Below are 20,408 nucleotides of genomic sequence, written 5' to 3' on the forward strand. Positions count from 1 at the left end.
AAACGTGAACAGTGAAGCGGAGCATCCGTAAAAATTTGGTTATTTGAACAATAAATAAAGCAATGTGTTGGTAGGCCATTGTTTATTAGAAAGTTGTTTGGAGAACTAAATGATCTCACTTTATCAATTAAAGAATAAACTCAATAAACAAGCAAAAGAGTTTGCTGAGTTATTAGAGTTTCCTGATCTTTACGCCCAAGGCCTGTGGGCTAGAGGTGTTTATAACTGCCCTCATTTTTCTGATACCCATAATAGCCTCACTGAAGCATTTGAACAGAAAAAACTGGATTCAATTCTAAAGCACGATTCCCTGAAATACTTAATGATCAATGAATACGATGATCAAGAAATTATTGAATCGCTTCATAAAGAAATTGAGTCAATGGCAAACCGTATTGAAAGCCTGATGCTGGTAGATATCGAAACATTAGAGTTAGTTTCAGTGATATACCAAGTATTAGGGTTGCCAGAAGATGCCAAGTTTATTGTAAACACTGGTGCTGACTTTAGGCTGGAGTGGCGACCATATTTCGATGCTTTTGATGATCCGTTGATAGTTCAATATGCAGATTTAAAAGTTCATGGTTGTTATTTCAGGCTCATAGCTTCAAAGTTTCCGGTTGAAAAGCTTTCCTTGAATGACATTAAAAAATACATGTACATCAATCATGTAAACCATGATAGTGAGTTCGAAGGCTGTATTTCTGAAGGAAATACATTTTCTAAGCATGAGCACTGGCTGGTGTTGACACTTGAATTATTCCGTAGCGGCAAAGTAAATAAGGCTCAGTTCAATCCAACAACCTTCAAAATCGAAGGTATGCGCTATTTGGTATATGGCTTCCCACTGATTCCTTCCTTTGTATCTGATTGGCACAAACCTGATTTATGTCTACAGGTTAAAAATCTAGATGGTGATCAAAAGTTCATTGTTCGTATCGATCAGCAAGCTCTTGTTTTCCATGCACGACGTGTCGATACCAATTTTTTTAACACCATCGATTATGAAAAATATATTTCGTTGTATCAGTCTAGCGTTCTGTCACATTTTGATGCTGACAACAATTTACTAAAAGTTAATGGAGTTAAGTACCTTAGTTTTTTCCGCCCGTTTTGCCTAGAAGATAAGAAGGAAGCAAAAGCATGAGACCAAGAGTAAAACTAACTAACGCAACACTTATCTCAATTAAATCTGACTTAGAAGATAAGGTTGAACAGGTGCTTTACGCTACTTTTGCTGAGGATAGTAAGAACGGTAAAAAAGGTGAGGCTTTGTTTTCCACGAAAGTCATGGAAGTAAACGGTCTTGAATATAGAACTTTTGGTGCTGACTTTTATATCTTAGATGCAGAACCCCAAAAGTTTGATGTAGATGTATTTGAGTTCAATTTAATGCATGAGTGTATGTACTCTCCAAATGAGCTATTAGAGTTGCGAGAAATGCTCCCTGCTGGCTATTAGTAGGGAGTAACAAATGGACAAAACATATTTAAAGGATGCTTACATACTCTCGGTCTATGACTATAAAGACTTTGAAAAATCATTTCTTGGGGAGTTTTTGTCAGGGGTTGTTATTGACGATGAAACATTCAGATTTCGGCCATTTGAGCAAATGGTAACTTCAAAGATTGTTAGCAAATCTGCTGATGAGGATAAGTTAGAAATATACACACATAGTGAGAGTTGTTATGTGATTGATGCTGACCATAAGTTAATTGATATTTCGTTTGTTGAACTGGTTGTTATGAGGGCGGGAGCTTATTCGGTAGATCGAGTTTTAGAAATGAGAGAGCAACTTAAGTCTCAAAATAAAAGCCATTGAATAACGAAGATAAGAAGTCTGATGAGATTATTATTTGTCACTTACCTCTTTGAAAAAGTTGACGTTAGTCAAATATTCATAAATGTTTACATGACATCAATTTACTTATTCGAAAATTTGTATTAGCATAGACATGTATATTTTTATGAGAATTTTATGTCTAAAGCATTTTCAAAAGTCTTAGTGATAACGCTTATGCTGTTTGCCTTTGTAGGGCAAGCATTTGCGTATTCTGCTATGCCTTGCGAAATGCCATCAGGTTCTCATGAATCACACATGAACATGAACATGAACATGGATCATGGTGATATGAATAAAAGCAGTAATGGTCAATCAGAAGATTGTTGTGACGTTGAATGTATTTGTCCTGCAAATGCTTGCTCATCTACGACAGTCCTAAATTCCAGTGTTGACTCGACAGATATTCAAATATTGAGTGAATCTGTAGCTGCTATGCAATCTAAACAACCTCATTCAATTTCCACTTCCCTTTATCGTCCACCAATTTTTGCCTAATACAGGATTAGTGCGTCCAAATTTCGCACACATGTAATTAATTTTTCTGTTAGTCAATATAGCGTCGTAGCGCTATAGCTATTTTCCAGCGACGTCTGGGGGCAAAAATGATCAATAAGTATTTAAAAATAGCAGTTGTAATGCTGCTTTCACCTGCGTTTGCAAACGCTAATGAACATAAGCATGCACACAATAACGACGTAACACCTTTGGAGTTAATCGTTTATAAAACCCCAACTTGTGGGTGTTGTAAAAAATGGATAACTCATATTGAAGACAAAGGGATCGTTGCGCATTCCAAAGATTTCCGAAACATCGGCAACATCAAAACTAAGTATGGTATCAAACCTAATTACCGTTCATGCCACACGGCAGTGAGTAGAAATGGGTTTGCCTTTGAAGGTCATGTACCGGCTAAGTTTATTCAGCAGTTCTTGTCAGAAGAGCACCCCAATGCGATTGGATTATCTGTCCCAGCAATGCCTGTTGGCTCTCCGGGTATGGAAGTCGGCGACCGCTTTATGTCATATAACGTATTAATTTTATTTAAAGATGGAACGAGTAAAGTATATGCAGAAGTTAAGGCTTATGAGGAGCAATTCTAATGAGATTAAATGTTTCAAGCCTTACTCTACTTTCAACTTCGCTAATTCTCGGCTTGTCTGTATTCTCAGCTCAAGCTGAGAAAGTAGTGTCACTTGAACAAGCTATCACCTTGGCTCAGCAAAATGATCCTTGGCTTCATGGGAGTCGGTTAAAACAAAGCGCGGTTGAAAATAGAAGTATCGCTTCAGGTACTTTGCCTGACCCCAAAGTATCACTAGGGATAATGAATTTACCAACAGATACTTGGGACTTAGATCAGGAAGGAATGACTCAACTAAAGGTTGGTGTTTCTCAAATGTTTCCTAGAGGTGATAGTTTAAAGATTAAACAAGAGCAATTAAAAATTGAGTCAACGAAATTTCCACTGCTACGAGAGGATCGTAAGGCTAAACTGATAAGCCAAGTATCACAGTTATGGTTAGATGCTTACTTAGCCCAACAAACCATTAAATTGATTGAAGCGGATTGGGCGCTCTTTGAGCAGATGGCGGAAGTTACTAAAGCTAGCTACTCAAATGTTGTTGGTAAAACCAGACAACAAGATGTTATTCGTGCTCAATTGGAAATCGTGCAGTTAGATGACCGATTAACTTCGCAAAAGCAGAAACTAGAAACAACAATCGCTCGCCTTAATGAGTGGCTTCATATCTACGATGCTGCTGGCTTGAATGAATCATTCAACTTTGATACGCAACCATTAGAGTTTAGGGTTTCTAAAAAGTTGCCTACAATTCATTTGAACAATTCAACAGTCCTAAAAGCATCTAATTACTCAAGAAATCTATTGGCTCAGGAGCTTTCGAATCACCCAGCCATACTTGCAATTGATATAAAACGCAAAGCTTCAGAAAAAGCAGTTGAGTTAGCTAAACAGCAATATGAACCGCAATGGGGTGTTAATGCTAGTTATGCCTATCGGGACAATATGCCCTCTGGTGATAGCCGAGCTGATTTATTTTCTGTTGGAGTAACGTTTGATTTACCCTTGTTCACCGAGAACAGACAAGATAAGCAAGTTGCAGCTTCTATTGCAGATTCAGAGACTATTAAAACCGAGAAACTATTACTGACAAAGCAAATGATCAGTATGGTGGAAAAGGAGCTTAGACAGCTTAAGCGTTTATCTGATAGGCAATCTATCTATCAAGAACAACTCCTTAAACAAACTCATGACCAAGCAGAAGCGTCATTGACAGCTTACACAAATGATGATGGCGATTTTGCCGAAGTTGTTCGAGCAAGAATCGCAGAATTAAATGCCAGAATATCAGCCTTAAGAATTGATGTTGACGCACTTAAAACAGTTGCTCGTATCAACTATTTCTTTGCACGTTCTCAATCTAACTCAAATGCTGAACATAAGTCGATGCAAACTTCACACAAAACTAATCAGCACTTATCCAATCAGCAATTTGGAGAAAAATAATGTCAACGAATACTAAAACAATTATTGCCATCATCATTGGTGCTGCGCTAGGCGCAGGAGTATTGAGCTTATATCAAGGTGCAGGGTCAAACAGTAATACAGATGAAACAACATCAGCAGAGAAAAAGCCTCTGTATTGGGTTGCACCGATGGATTCTAATTACCGCCGGGACAAGCCCGGTAAGTCGCCTATGGGGATGGATTTAATTCCTGTGTATGAGGAAGAATCATCTGGTGATGATTTTGGTCCCGGAGCAGTAAAAATTGCGCCTCATGTAGTGAATAACCTAGGGGTTCGCACTGCACCTGTTGAGCTGAAAAATATGCATACTGAAATATCAACGGTTGGTTACGTTCAATATGATGAAGATAAGCTAATTCATATCCACCCACGTGTTGATGGTTGGATTGAAAAACTCTATGTCAAAGCGGCAGGTAACCCTGTAGAGAAAGGGCAGCCTCTTTATACACTGTATTCTCCTCAGTTAGTTAACGCGCAAGAAGAACTTTTAATAGCTTTAAAGCGCGACAATAGTTCCTTAATTTCGGCGGCGAAAGATCGCCTTAAAGCGTTACAGCTTTCAGCAGATTTCATTCAAAAGCTAGAAAAGACTAGAAAAGTTCAGCAAACCATCACCTTTTATTCACCACAAGCAGGTGTTGTTGACGGTTTGAAGATTAGAGAAGGCTTTTATGTCAAGCCGGGAAACACTTTATTAAGCATTGGTCAACTAGATCAAGTTTGGGTTGAAGCAGAAGTGTTTGAACGTGACGCAGCCTTAATTAAAGAAGGACTGCCTGTATCAATGACACTGGATTATTTACCCGGAGAGGACTGGGCTGGTGTCGTTGATTATGTTTATCCAACATTGAATAGTAAAACACGCACACTCAGAGTGAGACTGAAGTTTGACAACCCAGACTATCAATTAAAACCAAACATGTTTGCACAAGTCTCTATTCACGCTAATCAAGCTGATAGCACGATACTCGTACCTAAAGAAGCCGTCATTCGCACAGGTAAACAAGACAGAGTTGTACTTGCCTTGGGGGATGGGCAATTTAAGTCTATCGAAGTGACAATTGGCCGGGTTGATATCGATAGTATCGAAATCTTAGAGGGTCTTAATGAAGATGATGTTGTGGTGACATCTGCTCAATTCTTGATTGATTCTGAATCAAGTAAAAACTCTGATTTTAAACGAATGACTCATGACGAAGTGCCTAGCTCTGTTTGGATGGAAGGCGAAATCAACAGCGTCATGGCGGGACATCGTATGGTTAATATTACTCATGGTCCTGCTGAGGCTTGGGATTGGCCTGAAATGACAATGGACTTCGATGTAGGTGAAAAGGTAGATATTGATTCACTGAAGTCTGGTCAATCTTTGCACTTTGAAGTGAGCAAAACCGAAGAGGGTGGATATGAAGTTACTGGAATTCATATCATGAGTGAGCCTGCTGATATGAGTGAAGAAGTATCATCAGCAACAGTATCAGGTTTAATTAATGCGATTGATATTGATACACGGATTCTAAATATTAGCCGAGGCCCAATAGAGAAGTGGGATAGACCTGCTGCGACGATGGATTTTATCGTCGCGGACAATATAGAAATAGTTGATTTCAATGTTGGTGATAATGTCACTTTCACTTTTGAGGTTAGGGATGACTTAGTTATCACTGAAATCTCTCTTGAATCAGATGAACAACACGGCAAGGAAAATAAAGCTGCTGTTGATCATTCTAATCATTAAGTGGGAGAAAAATAATGATTGAATCAATTATTAGATGGTCTATCGGCAATCGTTTCTTTGTTTTGTTGATTACCTTAATTATCGCGTTTGGTGGTTTGTATTCATTACAAAAAACGCCAGTAGATGCACTCCCAGATCTTTCTGATGTGCAGGTGATAATTAAGACGAGTTATCCGGGACAGGCACCACAAGTTGTGCAGGATCAAGTGACATTTCCACTTACTACAGCGATGCTATCAGTGCCGGGGGCGCAAACTGTTCGTGGTTACTCATTCTTTGGTGATTCCTACGTCTACATTATTTTTGATGATGATACTGATTTGTATTGGGCTAGAAGCCGAGTACTTGAATACTTAAGCCAAGTAGCATCAAGCCTGCCTGATTCGGCAAAACCTCAATTAGGACCTGATGCAACAGGTGTGGGTTGGGTATACATTTACGCTTTAACAGATAAGTCTGGAAACCATGATCTAAGCCAATTAAGAAGCATTCAAGACTGGTTCTTAAAGTATGAACTACAAACTGTTCCGGGCGTGTCCGAAGTTGCCGCCGTTGGTGGTATGGTTAAGCAGTATCAAGTGCAAGTAGATCCTGACAAATTGAGAGCTTACGATATTCCTCTAAGTTTAATACAAATAGCCTTACAAAAAGGGAACAAAGAAACTGGCGCATCCGTTGTGGAAATGGCTGAAGCTGAATATATGGTTACCGCAACGGGGTATATTCAATCAGTTAGTGATATAGAGAAAATTCCACTTGGTATTAACGAACAAGGCACGCCGTTGCGTATTGGTGATGTTGCCAACGTTAACCTTGGTCCTCAAATGCGCCGTGGTATCGCAGAACTTAATGGCGAAGGCGAAGTTGTTGGTGGTGTTGTCGTTATGCGCTTTGGTGAAAACGCTCAACAAACCATAAATGGGGTAAAAGAAAAGCTTGAGTCGCTCAAATCTTCTTTACCAGAGGGGGTGGAGGTTGTCCCTGTCTATGACAGATCGAAGTTAATAGATCGTGCTGTTGATAACCTTTGGAGCAAGTTGCTAGAGGAGCTTGCGGTCGTGGCTATTGTCTGTGTTGCTTTCCTATTTCATCTTCGCTCATCAATTGTGGCAGTTGTTACTCTACCATTAGGTATATTGGTGTCATTCATCATCATGTATATGCAAGGCATCAATGCCAATATTATGTCTTTAGGCGGTATCGCTATTGCTATTGGTGCGATGACTGATGGTGCAATAGTGATGATTGAAAATATGCATAAACATATGGAGAAAACACCACTAACAGATGAAAACCGTTGGCAAATTGTAGCTAAGGCTGCGAGTGAGGTAGGCCCTGCATTATTTTTTAGCTTGCTGATCATAACTGTCTCATTCTTACCTGTGTTTATCTTAGAAGCGCAAGAAGGAAGAATGTTTTCACCGCTCGCCTATACAAAAACCTATGCAATGGCTGCATCAGCAGGCTTGGCAATAACATTGGTGCCTGTTTTGATGGGCTACTTTATTCGAGGCAAAGTCGTCTCTGAAAAGAAAAACCCATTAAATCGATTATTGATTGCTATCTACATGCCTGTTTTAAAGCAAGTCATGAAGTTTCCAAAATTGACAATAGTCGCAGCAGTATTAGTGACTATCGTTGGTTTTTGGCCTGTCGATAAAATTGGTAGTGAATTCATTCCGCCATTGGATGAAGGCGACCTTATGTATATGCCTACTACATATCCCGGCATTTCAATCGGTAAAGCAAGAGAGTTATTGCAGCAAACGGACAAGCTTATTCGCACTGTGCCAGAAGTTGAAAATGTATTCGGTAAAGTAGGACGAGCTGAAACCGCAACTGACCCTGCGCCTCTAACCATGATTGAAACCTTTATTCAATTGAAGCCACGGGAGGAGTGGCGAGAAGGCGTGACAACTGAGTCGTTAAAAGCTGAGTTTGATAAGTTGGTTAAATTTCCGGGCTTAACCAATGCTTGGGTCATGCCAATCAAGACCCGCATTGACATGTTAGCTACAGGTATAAAAACGCCTGTCGGTATTAAAGTCGCCGGACCAGAACTTGATGTAATTCAGGATATCGGCCAACAAATAGAACAACTCTTGCCAGAAGTGACAGGCACAGCGTCAGTTTACTCTGAACGAGTTGCAGGTGGACGATATATCAAGGTTGATATTTCACGAGATAAATCAAGTCGCTTTGGGTTAAATATCGAAGATGTCCAACAAGTAGTTTCTACTGCGATTGGCGGTATGAATGTGACACAAACGATAGAAGGTCAAGAGCGTTACCCTGTTAATCTGCGCTATCCGCAAGATTATCGAGATTCTCCTGAGCAGCTAGCACGATTACCTGTTGTAACACCAAGTGGTCAACGCATTGCACTAGGTGATGTTGCTGATATTCGAGTAGAGAATGGCCCACCGGGTATTAAAAGTGAGAATGCCAGAATCAATGGTTGGACTTTCATTGATATTGATAGCGTTGATGTAGGTACTTATGTTGAAAATGCTAAAGAACACTTAGCAAATAACCTGACATTACCAGCAGGCTATTCAATTACTTGGGCTGGACAATACGAATATATTGAAAGAGCGAAAGAAAAGCTCACCTATGTATTGCCTTTAACACTCGCCATTATTGTTATTCTGCTTTACCTGAATTTCAGAGCGTTTAGTGAAGTGGCTATCATTATCGTTACCTTGCCGATGGCAATGATCGGTGGGTTATGGTTGATGTATCTAGAAGGGTTTAATTTCTCAGTAGCTGTTGGTGTGGGCTTTATCGCTCTAGCTGGTGTTGCGGTTGAGATTGGCGTGATAATGCTGGTTTATCTTAATCAAGCACTTGCTGAGCTTAAGGAAAAAGCGGTGGAGCGAGCAGAACTCATCTCAGATGATGCATATCAAGATGCATTATTGCACGGTGCTGGCTTACGAGTTCGTCCAGTAATGATGACGGTAGCTACAATCATTATAGGTTTAATGCCTATTTTATATGGTACTGGTACAGGTTCTGAGGTCATGAGCCGCATTGCTGCTCCTATGGTAGGCGGAATGACAAGTGCTGTGCTGCTCACGCTTATTGTACTCCCTGCAATTTACTCAATCATTAAAAAGCCTGAAGTAAATGCCTTTAACAAAGAGCTTTCTAACGTGGAGCCTGAGAATAATGCTTAGCACGGCTAGAAAATATCACAAATGGCTAATGGCATTTGTCGGAATACAATTCCTCTTCTGGTCTATTACAGGCGTGTATATGGTGACTATGGATATTCACTATATACACGGCGAAACCTTGGCTAAGAGTGAGGAAGCCAAAATAGATTTAGCAAGTATGGATTACTCCATTGTAAAGCTAGCTGCGGATTATCCTAAAGCTAGCCAAGTTACACTTACTCAAAGTATGGGCCGTCCTTTGTATTCTTTTATTAATGGAGAAAATGGAAAAGTAGCAATAGATGCTAAAACTGGAGCTGTTCAGGCCCTTGTAGATGAAACCAAGGCTAAAGAAATCGCACAATACCATTATGCGCTGAATCATCAAATCGACAGCATAAGGTTGATTAAGTCAGCGACAAACTTGCCTGCTGAGTTGTCCCCAAGGCATTTACCTGTTTGGAGAGTGACGTTTGAGCAATTCTCCACACCGACATTTTATATAAGTCAACAAACAGGATCACTTGTTGCCAAGCGTCATGATTACTGGCGATTGTTTGATTGGATGTGGCGGTTCCACATTATGGATTACTATGATGGAGAAAACGTATCAAACTGGTTTTTGTTCTTGGTCGCAACTCTAGGTCTAATGGGAGCAATTACTGGCGCAGTATTGACTTATTACCGAGTGCTTTCCCCAAATAAAAAGAGAGTCATTTGATGCGACTATTTAAGTTAAATACAACGATACACAAGTGGCTTTCTTTATTTGTTGGTTTACAACTGCTTATTTGGTTGGGAACGGGCCTTTACTTCAATTTGATGGATCACAGTAAAGCCAGTGGTAATGAACTTAGAGTTCATTCTCATCATGAAGGTAGCATTACAGGCTTTGACCTATTCCCTATTAAAGACATTACTAGTAATGCTCCGCAGGAAGTAAACCTTATATGGGTTTTACATCAGCCTTACTATCATTTTGTGTTCGATAAGGGGCAGCATAGCTATCAAGAGCGCCACTCAAAGCTATTTGATGCTGTAACAGGAAAGCCATTTAATTTGTCTGAAGAACAAGTACTAACTTTGGCAAAAAACTCCTACTCAGGACAGGGTAAGTTAACTACTCCAGTGTTATCTCAACCTCCGTTTTCTGATCACGTAAGGCAGCAAAATCCTATGTGGCAAGTTGCCGTTGAGGATGAGAACAATACAACTATTTATTTAGATAGTATTACAGGTCAAGTACTTCGCCATGCCAATGATGATTTCAGATTGAAAGATCTGATGATGAAGCTTCACTTTATGGACTATGGCAATTCTGGAGGATTTAACCATTGGTTGATCATTGCATTTGCTTTTGCAACGCTATTCCTTTCAATTACTGGTGTTACTTGGCTGATACAACAGTATAGAAGTGGTTTACTGAAGCTAGGTTGGGGCACTAACAGGCAAAAAGTGGCAGTGACGTTTTCCAATGAAAATACTATTACTGACATCTCAGCAGTTGGTCGCTCAACTGTATTAGAAGGGCTAGCTAGTTCACATGTATACCTTCCTTCAGGTTGCGGTGGTGGCGGTACTTGTGGCAAATGCGTGTTCTTAAGTTCAACTAAATTACCTATCACACTATCTGAACAGGAACATTTATCTCAGGAGCAACTTAAGGAAGGTTATCGGCTTGGATGTCAGCATAGGTTCTCTGAAATTAGTTCGATTGAAGTTAATACTGATCGCAATATTGAAAATCATGAGCTAGTTGTGGTTGCGACTAATTTCATTACTCCTTTTATCAAGGAAGTGAAATTTAAGCTGAAATCAGGCAAACAGTTGGCATTTAAAGCTGGTGCATATATGCAATTTGATGTGCCAGCAGGGATGAATAGCTTACGTCCAGATGATATGCCAGAGTGCTATGAAAAATACTGGGATAGCTACTATCATGGAAAATTTTCTCATAACGGTGTAACTCGCCACTACTCATTAGTTAACTTTGACGAGGAGTCTGATGAGTTAATGTTTAATATCCGTTGGCAGACCGCAAAGAATGGTTTTAAAGCAGGAATAGGTTCAAGTTATTTAGGTTCACTCCAAGTAGGTGAAACGATAACTGCAAGAGGCCCTTTTTCTGATTTTTATGCCACTTCAAATAAAAAAGTTAGTCGCGTGTTTATAGGTGCGGGTTCAGGACTTGCACCACTGAGGTCTATTATTTTTGAACAGTTGAAAAAGCATAAAGATAAAAGTGGTTTGACTCTTATCTATGGTGCGCGAACTGAAGATGACTTGCTATACCATAATGAATTGAAGTCACTGAGTGAGAAGCATAAAAACTTCTCTTATATTCCTACTCTTTCTAATCCTTCAGAAGAATGGCAAGGGCACTCAGGCTATGTTCAAAAAGTACTTCTGCCGTATATGAACCAAAAAGCAGAACTGCATTTGGCTGAGTTTTACTTGTGCGGTCCAGAAGCAATGATGAGTGAAGTGGAAAAAATAATTACAGATGCTGGGATTCCAAGTAATCAAATTTTCAAAGATAAATTTAGTCGTTAATCCATTAAATAAATAGAGGTATATATGAAAACATTAATTAAACTTTTAACCATAATCAGTGTTGTTTTTAGTAGTGCAGTATTTGCACATGTGCATCTTGAAAAAAGCGTGCCTGCTGATAATGCAATGCTAATGAATACTCCAGAAAAATTGACATTGGGATTTAGCAAAGAGGTACGTGTAGTTAAAGTTACGTTGAAAAATAAAAAAGGTGAAAATATTAAATTTGACTTTAAACCATCAAAAGAAGCTTCCAGAGAGTTTTCATGGGAACTACCTAAATTAGCTCCAACAAACTATATCGTTGATGTGACCTATTTAGGTAAAGATGGACATAAAATGAAAGATAGCTTCGGCTTTATGGTTCATTAGTAAGGCTGTGTGATTGATATGGAAATGTATATCTGGAATACAGTCATTGTACTGTCAAAAATTGTATTTTACGTCGGCTTTGCCTGTATTGCCGGCTATACATTTTTCAGACAAATTTTTGAGCATAATGAATCTCATAGTAATGCTGTAATAGCGAATTTAACGTGGACAAGAACTTATATAGTTATGGCTTTGATCGCTAATATTACTTGGTTCTTTGCCAGTACTGGTGCAATGGCAGAAGAGGGAATTCAGGGGGCGATAGACGCTGATATATTGGCTATTATGTGGGACTCCTCTGTCGGCACTGGAGCTTTGCTTCGAGCGCTTGGGCTAGTTACCGCAATAATCGCTTTAGCTTTAAGGTTCAAACTCGCTGTGAACTCGTACTTAAAACAAAGCGCTTTAATGTTGAGTTTATTAATCCTTGCATACTCATTCACGTTACTGGGTCATATTTCTGAGTTAGGCACAATTGAAAAAGGCTTGCTTATTTTGCATGTGCTCGTTATGGCATGGTGGTTTGGGGCGTTATTGCCACTAAAACAGGCTTGCCATCAGCTAAGTTATGCAGAACTTCATTTGCTGATGGAAAGCTTTGGCAAACAAGCAAGTTTTACATTGAGCCTATTGTTGGTAGCAGGCCTCTGGCTCGTGATTCAATTGGTCGGAAGTCTTGATGCACTAATAAGCTCAAGTTACGGACAAACACTGTTGTTTAAATTGGCCCTTGTAGTGTCTATTTTGGCACTTGCTGCTAAACATAAACTAATACTCGTTCCACAACTTAAAAATAGTCAAGGCAGAGAGGCTTTATCTAAATCTATCTCGATAGAAATGGTAGTAGCTTTTGCCATTTTATCTGTAACGGCTGGGCTTACTAGTGTTGTTGGCCCTGCAAATTAAAACCTAAAAGAGAGAATGAAAATGAAAACAATAAATATATTACTCGTTTTATTAATGACGTTTAGTTTCGCAGCAAACGCTCATGGTGATAAGAACAAAGACAAAGGTTTGTTTAAAGGTATAGATACCCCAGCCGCAAAAGTTGTTTTGGCATTTCATCAAGCACTTGAAACTGGCAATCAAAAACAGGCTAGAGCGCAGTTAGCGGATGATGTCACCATTTTCGAGGGAGGCCGCGTTGAAAGGAGCGCTGATGAATATGCTCATCATCATATGTTGTCGGATATGAAGTATTTAGCAGCGATGAAGAGCGACACACTTGAACATCAAGTGACGATACTTGGAAATACCGCTATCTCTGCGTCGCGCAGTCAAACTACAGGTACTCATAAAGGTGTTGAACGCGATTATCAAGGCATGGAAACGATGGTGCTGGAAAAACAAAATGGTGAATGGAAGATTAAGCACATTCATTGGTCACATTAATTTATTGTTCAAACAACGGAGAGTAAAATGAGAAATAACAATCCATTACATCAAGTTTCTACGCCACGTAGACGCTTTGTACAAGGATTAGCTGCTGGCGGTGTATTAGCTGCTTTTCCAAGTGTTCTTCATGCAGCTTCATCTTTGCTTGCTGGAACTTCAACAGGTACTGCGCCCGAACTAAGTGGGGAAGTCATAGATCTGGTGATAGATGAGTCACCAGTAAACTTCACAGGTGTTGTAAGAATGGCTACAACAATCAATGGCTCAATACCAGCTCCTACCTTGCGCCTCAGAGAAGGTGATGACGTTACTATCAGGGTAACGAATAAATTATCAGTGCCGAGTTCAATTCATTGGCATGGGATCATTCTTCCGTATCAAATGGATGGCGTACCGGGTATTAGCTTTAAAGGTATAATGCCGGGTGAAACCTTTGTTTATAAATTTAAGCTGCAACAAAGCGGCACATATTGGTATCACTCACACAGTGGTTTTCAAGAAATGACAGGTATGTACGGCGCATTAATTATTGAGCCAAGAGAAAAGGATATTATTAGTGCTGACAATGAGCATGTCATCCAATTGTCTGATTGGACTGATGATGACCCAATGGATTTGTTTCGCAAGTTAAAAGTACAGAGCGATGTATTTAACTTTAATCAACCTACTGTTCCAGAGTTTTTTGATGACATTTCAAATAGCAGCGTTTCAAATGCGCTACAACGCCGGGAAATGTGGAATAAAATGAGAATGAACCCTACAGATCTTGCAGACTTATCAGCATCTGCAATGACTTTTTTAATGAATGGTTGTGCGCCTTTGACAAATTGGCGTGGAATGTTTAAAGCTGGCGAAAAGGTTAGGCTTAGATTTATTAACGGTTCTAGCAATACGTTTTTTGATGTAAGAATACCTGAGCTGAAGTTAACAGTTGTACAAGCTGATGGACAAAATGTTGAACCTGTGACAGTAGATGAATTTAGATTTGGTCCCGGTGAAACTTATGATGTACTTGTCGAGCCAAAAAATGACGCATATACGATTTTTGCACAAAGCATGGATCGCTCAGGTTATGCTAAAGGTACTTTATCAATGGCACCTAACGTTGATGCACCAGTACCTTCTTTAGACCCCGTTGAGTGGTTAACGATGACAGATATGATGGGCAATATGACCCATGATAGTGTGCATTCTACAATGGCTGATACGGCAGGTATGTCGGGCATGAATTCTAATAAAATGGATCATAGTGCAATGGGTCATGGAGCGATGGCAATGGATCATAGTAAACATGGAATGACTAAAAACCCATTAGCTGTTGCTAGCACTAAAGTGCGTCATGCAAAAACAGAGTATGGAGCTTCTGTTGATATGCGTGTTGATATGCCTAGAACAAACCTTGATGATCCCGGTATAGGTTTACGTAAAAATGGACGCCGTGTTTTAACACTTGCAGATTTACATTCTCTTGAGGGAATTACAAGCCAGCAAGAGCCTGAGGCTGAAATTGAATTACATTTAACTGGAAACATGGAGCGTTATAGCTGGTCATTTGATGGCTTGGAATTTGGAAAAAGCACGCCAGTTCACATGAAGCATAATCAACGTTTAAGAGTTATTTTACAAAACGATACAATGATGACACATCCAATGCACCTGCATGGTATGTGGAGCGATTTGGAGAATGAAAAAGGTGATGTACAGGTTCGTCGCCATACTATCCCTGTACAACCAGCGCAAAGAATTAGTTTTTTAACAACACCTCATGACGTAGGTCGCTGGGCATGGCATTGCCATTTATTATTCCACATGGATGCAGGTATGTTTAGAGAGGTAGTTGTATCATGAGAAAATTAATACTAACCAATACGTTAAAACTATTATTAATAGGTTTGCCCCTTATAAGTGTATCTGTATCTGCAAAAGATGAGATGACTGAGATGGGTGATTCTAAAATGCAAGCACAAGGTGGAGATGCACCTAAAGATGCTAGAGACCCTCATGCTTATGCCGCAGGTACAACATTGACTGAAGGTCCTTATGCACTCAATAGCGACAAACGACTGACTTTGGCAGATGAGCATTCATTTTACGCGCTACTAGGGGATCGTCTTGAATATAATGAGCAAACAAACGCAGGTGTTTTTGACTTTCAGGCATGGTATGGCACTACTTTTGATAGATTAGTCATCAAAACTGAGGGAGATTTTAGCGAAGGTAATTTAGAGGAGAACCAAACAGATTTTCTATGGGGCCACGCAATATCTGCTTATTGGGATACACAAGTCGGTATTCGACTTGATTACAATAACGAAGGTGAAAACCGCAAATGGCTAGCTTTTGGTTTACAAGGTCTAGCCCCTTACTGGTTTGAAATTGATATGACTGCGTATTTAGGAGAGCAAGGTAATAGTGCATTTTCGATCGAAGCTGAGTATGAGCTATTACTTACTCAAAAGTTAATTGTTCAACCACGAGCAGAGTTGACGCTTTACGGTAAGGATGACGTCCAAAATAACCTTGGTAGTGGCTTATCTAGCAGTGCTATTGGTTTTCGGGTTCGTTATGAGTTTACCCGCCAGTTTGCTCCCTATGTTGGCGTTGAGTGGACAAATAAATTTGGTAATACAGCCGAATTTGCGAAGTTAAATGGGCAAAGTACTCGTGATACTGCTTTTGTTGCAGGTATCAAGTTCTGGCTCTGATGTGAAGAAATACTATATTGACTTGATGAGAGCTACCGCAACTATATTGATGGTAGCTTTTGTTTTTTGGGATTTAAACCATTTTAGTTATGTTAGGAAAGGCCTAGCTAATAGTTTTTTTGGAAAGAACTAAGAGCAGTAATAGTAAGCTACTTCTTGTTTTCAGTCTGTGCCAGTCTGGTGTATACCTATCAAGGTGGAATATCAGCTAAGAAGTAAAGTTGGCGAATGGTAAAGGTTAAAGAGTCAAGCCAAAAAACATCGCCATTGAAAGACGTACAATAGACTATTTTATCACTTTTGATGAACGGGAATTGGGTGTGCTCGGGATAGAACCGATTGTTGCAAAGTACTGCGCTTAAAGCTGAACAATTGGAAAAATGATCCCTTACTCAATACCTAGTTATGAGCGTAGGGTTTTTATTTTTTTTATGGTGCTCATGCTTGGCTTCAATCTCATGAGTATAAATCAGACACCCCTTTTATACTTGTTAAGTTTAAGCTGTTTAAAAAAGTAAAAAGTTTAGGTTTTAGTTCAAAGGTTGATCAAGATCATAAAATTATTTTTATAAAGTGGCTAATATTGTAGGAGCTAAAGAAGGAATGATAATGTTTGGACTTTTCAGGTGGTTTAAAATAGTGATAATAACTGTGTTGCTTACGCAGCATAGTTTTGCTACAGCTAAGCCAATGAATTGTGAAGAACATCAAAATGGATCTTCCGACACGCATATTATGCAACGAAGCAAAAATATTCACCATCAATCAATGAATGACAATAGTCACTATCACACTGTAAACTCGCAAGACTCTAAACACCGTCATGGTGATGAAGTCTGTGAAAAATGTAAAGCTAGTGATTGTGTTTGTTGTGAGGGGGGATTTTGTTCAAGCTTTCATTTAAATCCCTATCTTGTGCAAGCGCAAGAGGAAGGTATTTGCAATATTTACTCTGAGCTATTTCTACAGCGTACACCTCTACCAAAATCTGGTATCCATCTCTTACTTTATCGTCCACCAATTATTGGCTAATCACGGGATCAGTGCGTCTTTTTTTCGCCACTCCCATCAAAAATAGAATGACTTATTCATTGATTTAAATAATCAATTGTTTTGAACGATTAGTACGATATTTTGAAGGCACTATGAAAATTCTCAAACTATTGCCATTTACAGTACTTAATGCTGTCGATTTTGGCCGAGATTTCTCTTTTACCAAAAAATTATTTTTTAGCTTATTCACTAGAATTAGTACTTGACCTGTGTCTTAGACACAGGTCTAAGCTGTAGGTGAGAGTACAAACTTAGGTGAAAAACTAAGGAGTAAATATGAAAGTAGCAGAACTGTCAAAAAGCCTTGGAACGACTGCTGATACGGTGCGCTATTACACGCGATTGGGACTGTTAAAACCTGCTAAGTCAGTGAACGGCTACAAGTCATACTCGAATAAAGAAGTATCGAGACTTAAGTTCATTTTAAGTGCCAGAAATCTTGGTTTTTCCGTTGCTGATATCAAGCAAATTCTTAATGAATCTGAAGATGGTACAAGTGCGTGCCCATTAGTCAGAAGCCTCATCAAAGAGCGGCTTGAAGAAACAGAAAAACAGTTTCAAGCAATGTTGGCACTTCGAGGGAAAATGTCTTCAGCGCTTTCTCAATGGGAAGAAATGGAAGACAAAGCGCCGACTGCAAACATGGTTTGTCATCTCATCGAAAACTTTGAACAAATTAAAAAGGCATAGGAGGAAAAATGGTAACTACTAATACAAATATAGAAACCGAATCAGGCTGTTGCTGTCAGGCAAAAACTCAATCCTCTTCGTGTAAAAGTAAGGAGAATACGTTGGAAAAAACATCACAAAGCCAACAGCTCATCATTGAAGGCGCTGGGTGTGCTAGCTGTGTAGGCAAAATTGAAGGGGCGTTAAAGGCAACTCATGGAGTCGTCAGTGCAGAAATGAATTTTGCTGATAGGACTGTAACAGTTTCTGGGACAGCTAAGACAGAAGAATTGATCAAAGCTGTTGAGTCAGTGGGGTATAACGCGAAGCCAATTGATGATAGCTCAGCAACAGATGCGCTTGACGAGAAAGAGGCGGCGGATTGGGCATATTACAAAAAGCTAATGCGCGATACGTTTATTGCCCTTTCACTCGGCGTTCCTTTGATGATCTACAGCATTGTAGTTGGAGAAATGACAGTTGAAACAAACCTTGAACGCATGTCTTGGCTGGTTGTCGGTATTTTAACTTTTGGTGTTATGTATTTTTCAGGTAAGCATTTTTATGTTGGCGCTTGGAAAAGCTTTAAAAACCACTCCGCTAATATGGACACACTAATAGCTTTGGGAACAGGTACAGCTTGGGTGTACTCAATGGTTGTTGTGTTTGCACCTGACGCCGTTCCATTGATGGCACGACATGTCTATTTTGAAGCTACCGCCATGATCATTGGCTTAATTGATTTAGGTCTAGCATTAGAAATAAAAGCCAGAGGTAAAACCTCTGAGGCCATTAAACGTCTTATCGGCTTGCAGGCCAAAACGGCAACTGTAGTTCGTGATAATAAAGAGGTTCAGATAGGTATCGAACAGGTTTTGCTTCATGATGTTGTGAAAGTAAAGCCGGGTGAAAAAATTCCCGTAGATGGCGTTGTATTGGAAGGACACACCTCTATTGATGAGTCCATGCTGACAGGCGAACCTATGCCTGTTGAAAAAGCCGAAGAAGATGAGGTTGTCGCTGGTACTTTGAACAAATCAGGCATGATTTTATTTAGAGCGACACGCGTTGGTAAAGACACGGCGCTTGCACAGATCATCAATATGGTGAAACGAGCGCAAAATTCAAAACCGCCGATTGGCCGCTTGGCCGATGTTATTTCCGCCTATTTCGTTCCTGTAGTCATGATCATCTCGGTGTTAAGTGCGTTAGCATGGCTTAACTTTGGCCCTGAGCCAGCAATTGCTTTTGCTATCGTATCAGCAACTACTGTGCTTATTATTGCCTGCCCGTGTGCTTTAGGCTTGGCAACGCCTATGTCTGTCATGGTGGGAGTAGGAAAAGCAGCAGAAGCCGGAGTACTTATTCGCAACGGTGAGGCACTGCAAACCGCCTCTAAAATCACTGCCATGATTTTAGATAAAACGGGCACTATTACTGAAGGGGCACCTAAGGTAACCGATATTGTTTTAGCAAAAGCTACTGACGAAAAAGACGTACTACAGCTTGCAGCAAGTTTAGAAAGCGGCTCAGAGCACCCTTTAGCGCAAGCGATTGTTGAAAGTGCTTTAGATAAGGATATTGAGTTACTAAAAATTGAATCGTTTAATGCTATTACGGGTTTTGGTGTAGAAGCAAACTGTAACAATAAAGTCCTGCTTTTTGGTAACGATAAACTAATGAAGTTAAAAGGCATAGACCTCACAGGCTTTGTTGGAAAAGCCCAGTCTTTAGCCAAAGAAGCCAAAACACCTATGTACTTTGCTGTAGATGGTGAACTTGCCGCAATCATTGCTGTCGCAGATCCCATTAAGTCAGACTCAATCTCTGCTATCAAACGGCTTCAGGCTAATGGTATACGCGTCATCATGTTAACAGGTGATAACAAGGAAACCGCTGCCGCTGTTGCCAAAAAAGCAGGTATTAGCGAATTTCTTGCTGAGGTGCTGCCAGAAGATAAAGCCAACAAGGTGAAAGAGCTACAAGGCAGTGGCGAAATTGTTGGTATGACAGGAGATGGCATCAACGATGCTCCTGCGCTAGCGTTAGCCGATGTTGGCTTCGCCATAGGCACAGGGACTGATGTAGCTATCGAAAGTGCTGACATTACCCTAATGCGTGGTTCACTTCATGGCCTTGCCGATGCCATAGCGGTAAGCAAAGCTACTTTACGAAATATCAAACAAAACTTGTTTGGCGCGTTTGTCTATAACGTAGCTGGGATTCCTTTTGCTGCGGGGGTTCTATATCCCTTCTTTGGCATTCTGCTTAGCCCTGTAATTGCAGGTGCTGCAATGGCGTTTTCGTCATTGACTGTGGTGTCAAATGCAAATCGACTTCGCTTTTTTAAAGCAAAAGAGCATTAAGGAGAAGAGC

The 20,408-nt window shown here is 39.9% G+C and carries 18 protein-coding genes; all 18 read left to right on the forward strand.

Annotated features, from left to right (window positions below):
- Positions 1–109: 109 nt before the first annotated feature.
- The 18 genes from EXT43_RS08825 to EXT43_RS08915 all read left to right on the forward strand — a co-directional run bounded on the left by EXT43_RS08825 (position 110) and on the right by EXT43_RS08915 (position 20,398).
- Positions 110–1,147: a hypothetical protein gene (locus EXT43_RS08825; RefSeq protein ID WP_016708260.1), complete on the forward strand. Its 1,038-nt coding sequence runs from the start codon at positions 110–112 to the stop codon at positions 1,145–1,147.
- A complete protein-coding gene (locus EXT43_RS08830) occupies positions 1,144–1,461 on the forward strand; it encodes a hypothetical protein (protein WP_045979610.1) in 318 nt (105 codons plus the stop codon). The genes EXT43_RS08825 and EXT43_RS08830 overlap by 4 nt, the downstream gene beginning before the upstream one ends.
- A gap of 13 nt (positions 1,462–1,474) precedes the next feature.
- The gene (locus tag EXT43_RS08835; RefSeq protein WP_045979609.1) at positions 1,475–1,822 is read left to right on the forward strand and encodes a hypothetical protein; all 348 of its coding nucleotides are present in this window, start codon (positions 1,475–1,477) and stop codon (positions 1,820–1,822) included.
- Between the two features lie 156 nt (positions 1,823–1,978).
- Entirely contained in the window at positions 1,979–2,338 is a 360-nt protein-coding gene (locus EXT43_RS08840; RefSeq protein WP_062566154.1) for a hypothetical protein, read from the forward strand.
- Positions 2,339–2,445: 107 nt separating this feature from the next.
- Positions 2,446–2,943 (forward strand): DUF411 domain-containing protein, encoded by a 498-nt coding sequence (locus EXT43_RS08845; protein ID WP_016708256.1) that lies wholly within the window; start codon positions 2,446–2,448, stop codon positions 2,941–2,943.
- Complete coding sequence (locus EXT43_RS08850; protein WP_062566153.1) at positions 2,943–4,370, forward strand: TolC family protein; 1,428 nt, start codon at positions 2,943–2,945, stop codon at positions 4,368–4,370. The genes EXT43_RS08845 and EXT43_RS08850 overlap by 1 nt, the downstream gene beginning before the upstream one ends.
- The gene (locus EXT43_RS08855) at positions 4,370–6,127 is read left to right on the forward strand and encodes an efflux RND transporter periplasmic adaptor subunit (RefSeq protein ID WP_055022008.1); all 1,758 of its coding nucleotides are present in this window, start codon (positions 4,370–4,372) and stop codon (positions 6,125–6,127) included. Before EXT43_RS08850 ends, EXT43_RS08855 begins: the two co-directional genes overlap by 1 nt.
- 14 nt (positions 6,128–6,141) lie before the next feature.
- Positions 6,142–9,306 carry an efflux RND transporter permease subunit gene (locus EXT43_RS08860; protein ID WP_130166807.1) on the forward strand — a complete coding sequence of 1,055 codons (3,165 nt, stop codon included), beginning with the start codon at positions 6,142–6,144 and terminating at the stop codon, positions 9,304–9,306.
- An 88-nt stretch (positions 9,307–9,394) separates the two neighbouring features.
- Positions 9,395–10,006: a PepSY domain-containing protein gene (locus EXT43_RS08865; RefSeq protein WP_226899251.1), complete on the forward strand. Its 612-nt coding sequence runs from the start codon at positions 9,395–9,397 to the stop codon at positions 10,004–10,006.
- Positions 10,006–11,838 (forward strand): 2Fe-2S iron-sulfur cluster-binding protein, encoded by a 1,833-nt coding sequence (locus tag EXT43_RS08870; protein ID WP_045979604.1) that lies wholly within the window; start codon positions 10,006–10,008, stop codon positions 11,836–11,838. The genes EXT43_RS08865 and EXT43_RS08870 overlap by 1 nt, the downstream gene beginning before the upstream one ends.
- A gap of 24 nt (positions 11,839–11,862) precedes the next feature.
- Positions 11,863–12,210: a copper resistance CopC family protein gene (locus EXT43_RS08875; protein ID WP_016708251.1), complete on the forward strand. Its 348-nt coding sequence runs from the start codon at positions 11,863–11,865 to the stop codon at positions 12,208–12,210.
- Positions 12,211–12,228: 18 nt separating this feature from the next.
- Positions 12,229–13,116, forward strand: a complete 888-nt coding sequence (locus EXT43_RS08880) for a CopD family protein (protein WP_045979603.1) — start codon at positions 12,229–12,231, stop codon at positions 13,114–13,116.
- 15 nt (positions 13,117–13,131) lie between these two features.
- Positions 13,132–13,602: a nuclear transport factor 2 family protein gene (locus EXT43_RS08885; RefSeq protein ID WP_008467847.1), complete on the forward strand. Its 471-nt coding sequence runs from the start codon at positions 13,132–13,134 to the stop codon at positions 13,600–13,602.
- A gap of 27 nt (positions 13,603–13,629) precedes the next feature.
- A complete protein-coding gene (locus tag EXT43_RS08890; RefSeq protein WP_045979602.1) occupies positions 13,630–15,453 on the forward strand; it encodes a copper resistance system multicopper oxidase in 1,824 nt (607 codons plus the stop codon).
- Entirely contained in the window at positions 15,450–16,310 is an 861-nt protein-coding gene (locus EXT43_RS08895; protein ID WP_045979601.1) for a copper resistance protein B, read from the forward strand. The genes EXT43_RS08890 and EXT43_RS08895 overlap by 4 nt, the downstream gene beginning before the upstream one ends.
- Before the next feature lie 609 nt (positions 16,311–16,919).
- On the forward strand, positions 16,920–17,342 hold the full coding sequence (locus EXT43_RS08905) for a hypothetical protein (protein ID WP_045979600.1): 423 nt from the start codon (positions 16,920–16,922) through the stop codon (positions 17,340–17,342).
- A 297-nt stretch (positions 17,343–17,639) separates the two neighbouring features.
- Positions 17,640–18,053 carry a MerR family transcriptional regulator gene (locus tag EXT43_RS08910; RefSeq protein WP_045979599.1) on the forward strand — a complete coding sequence of 138 codons (414 nt, stop codon included), beginning with the start codon at positions 17,640–17,642 and terminating at the stop codon, positions 18,051–18,053.
- Positions 18,054–18,154: 101 nt separating this feature from the next.
- The gene (locus EXT43_RS08915) at positions 18,155–20,398 is read left to right on the forward strand and encodes a heavy metal translocating P-type ATPase (RefSeq protein ID WP_045979598.1); all 2,244 of its coding nucleotides are present in this window, start codon (positions 18,155–18,157) and stop codon (positions 20,396–20,398) included.
- Positions 20,399–20,408 lie beyond the last annotated feature (10 nt).

It is taken from the genome of Pseudoalteromonas sp. CO109Y (genome assembly GCF_004208935.1).
Classification (GTDB): Bacteria; Pseudomonadota; Gammaproteobacteria; order Enterobacterales; family Alteromonadaceae; genus Pseudoalteromonas; species Pseudoalteromonas shioyasakiensis.

Bases quoted from the DNA above. Each gene is read 5' to 3' on its own strand.
- EXT43_RS08870 (WP_045979604.1), top strand. From the start codon at position 10,006: ATGCGACTATTTAAGTTAAATACAACGATACACAAGTGGCTTTCTTTA.
- EXT43_RS08830 (WP_045979610.1), top strand. From the start codon at position 1,144: ATGAGACCAAGAGTAAAACTAACTAACGCAACACTTATCTCAATTAAA.
- EXT43_RS08905 (WP_045979600.1), top strand. From the start codon at position 16,920: ATGTTTGGACTTTTCAGGTGGTTTAAAATAGTGATAATAACTGTGTTG.
- EXT43_RS08895 (WP_045979601.1), top strand. From the start codon at position 15,450: ATGAGAAAATTAATACTAACCAATACGTTAAAACTATTATTAATAGGT.
- EXT43_RS08885 (WP_008467847.1), top strand. From the start codon at position 13,132: ATGAAAATGAAAACAATAAATATATTACTCGTTTTATTAATGACGTTT.
- EXT43_RS08840 (WP_062566154.1), top strand. From the start codon at position 1,979: ATGTCTAAAGCATTTTCAAAAGTCTTAGTGATAACGCTTATGCTGTTT.
- EXT43_RS08845 (WP_016708256.1), top strand. From the start codon at position 2,446: ATGATCAATAAGTATTTAAAAATAGCAGTTGTAATGCTGCTTTCACCT.
- EXT43_RS08880 (WP_045979603.1), top strand. From the start codon at position 12,229: ATGGAAATGTATATCTGGAATACAGTCATTGTACTGTCAAAAATTGTA.
- EXT43_RS08835 (WP_045979609.1), top strand. From the start codon at position 1,475: ATGGACAAAACATATTTAAAGGATGCTTACATACTCTCGGTCTATGAC.
- EXT43_RS08825 (WP_016708260.1), top strand. From the start codon at position 110: ATGATCTCACTTTATCAATTAAAGAATAAACTCAATAAACAAGCAAAA.
- EXT43_RS08865 (WP_226899251.1), top strand. From the start codon at position 9,395: ATGGATATTCACTATATACACGGCGAAACCTTGGCTAAGAGTGAGGAA.
- EXT43_RS08875 (WP_016708251.1), top strand. From the start codon at position 11,863: ATGAAAACATTAATTAAACTTTTAACCATAATCAGTGTTGTTTTTAGT.
- EXT43_RS08855 (WP_055022008.1), top strand. From the start codon at position 4,370: ATGTCAACGAATACTAAAACAATTATTGCCATCATCATTGGTGCTGCG.
- EXT43_RS08890 (WP_045979602.1), top strand. From the start codon at position 13,630: ATGAGAAATAACAATCCATTACATCAAGTTTCTACGCCACGTAGACGC.
- EXT43_RS08850 (WP_062566153.1), top strand. From the start codon at position 2,943: ATGAGATTAAATGTTTCAAGCCTTACTCTACTTTCAACTTCGCTAATT.
- EXT43_RS08910 (WP_045979599.1), top strand. From the start codon at position 17,640: ATGAAAGTAGCAGAACTGTCAAAAAGCCTTGGAACGACTGCTGATACG.
- EXT43_RS08860 (WP_130166807.1), top strand. From the start codon at position 6,142: ATGATTGAATCAATTATTAGATGGTCTATCGGCAATCGTTTCTTTGTT.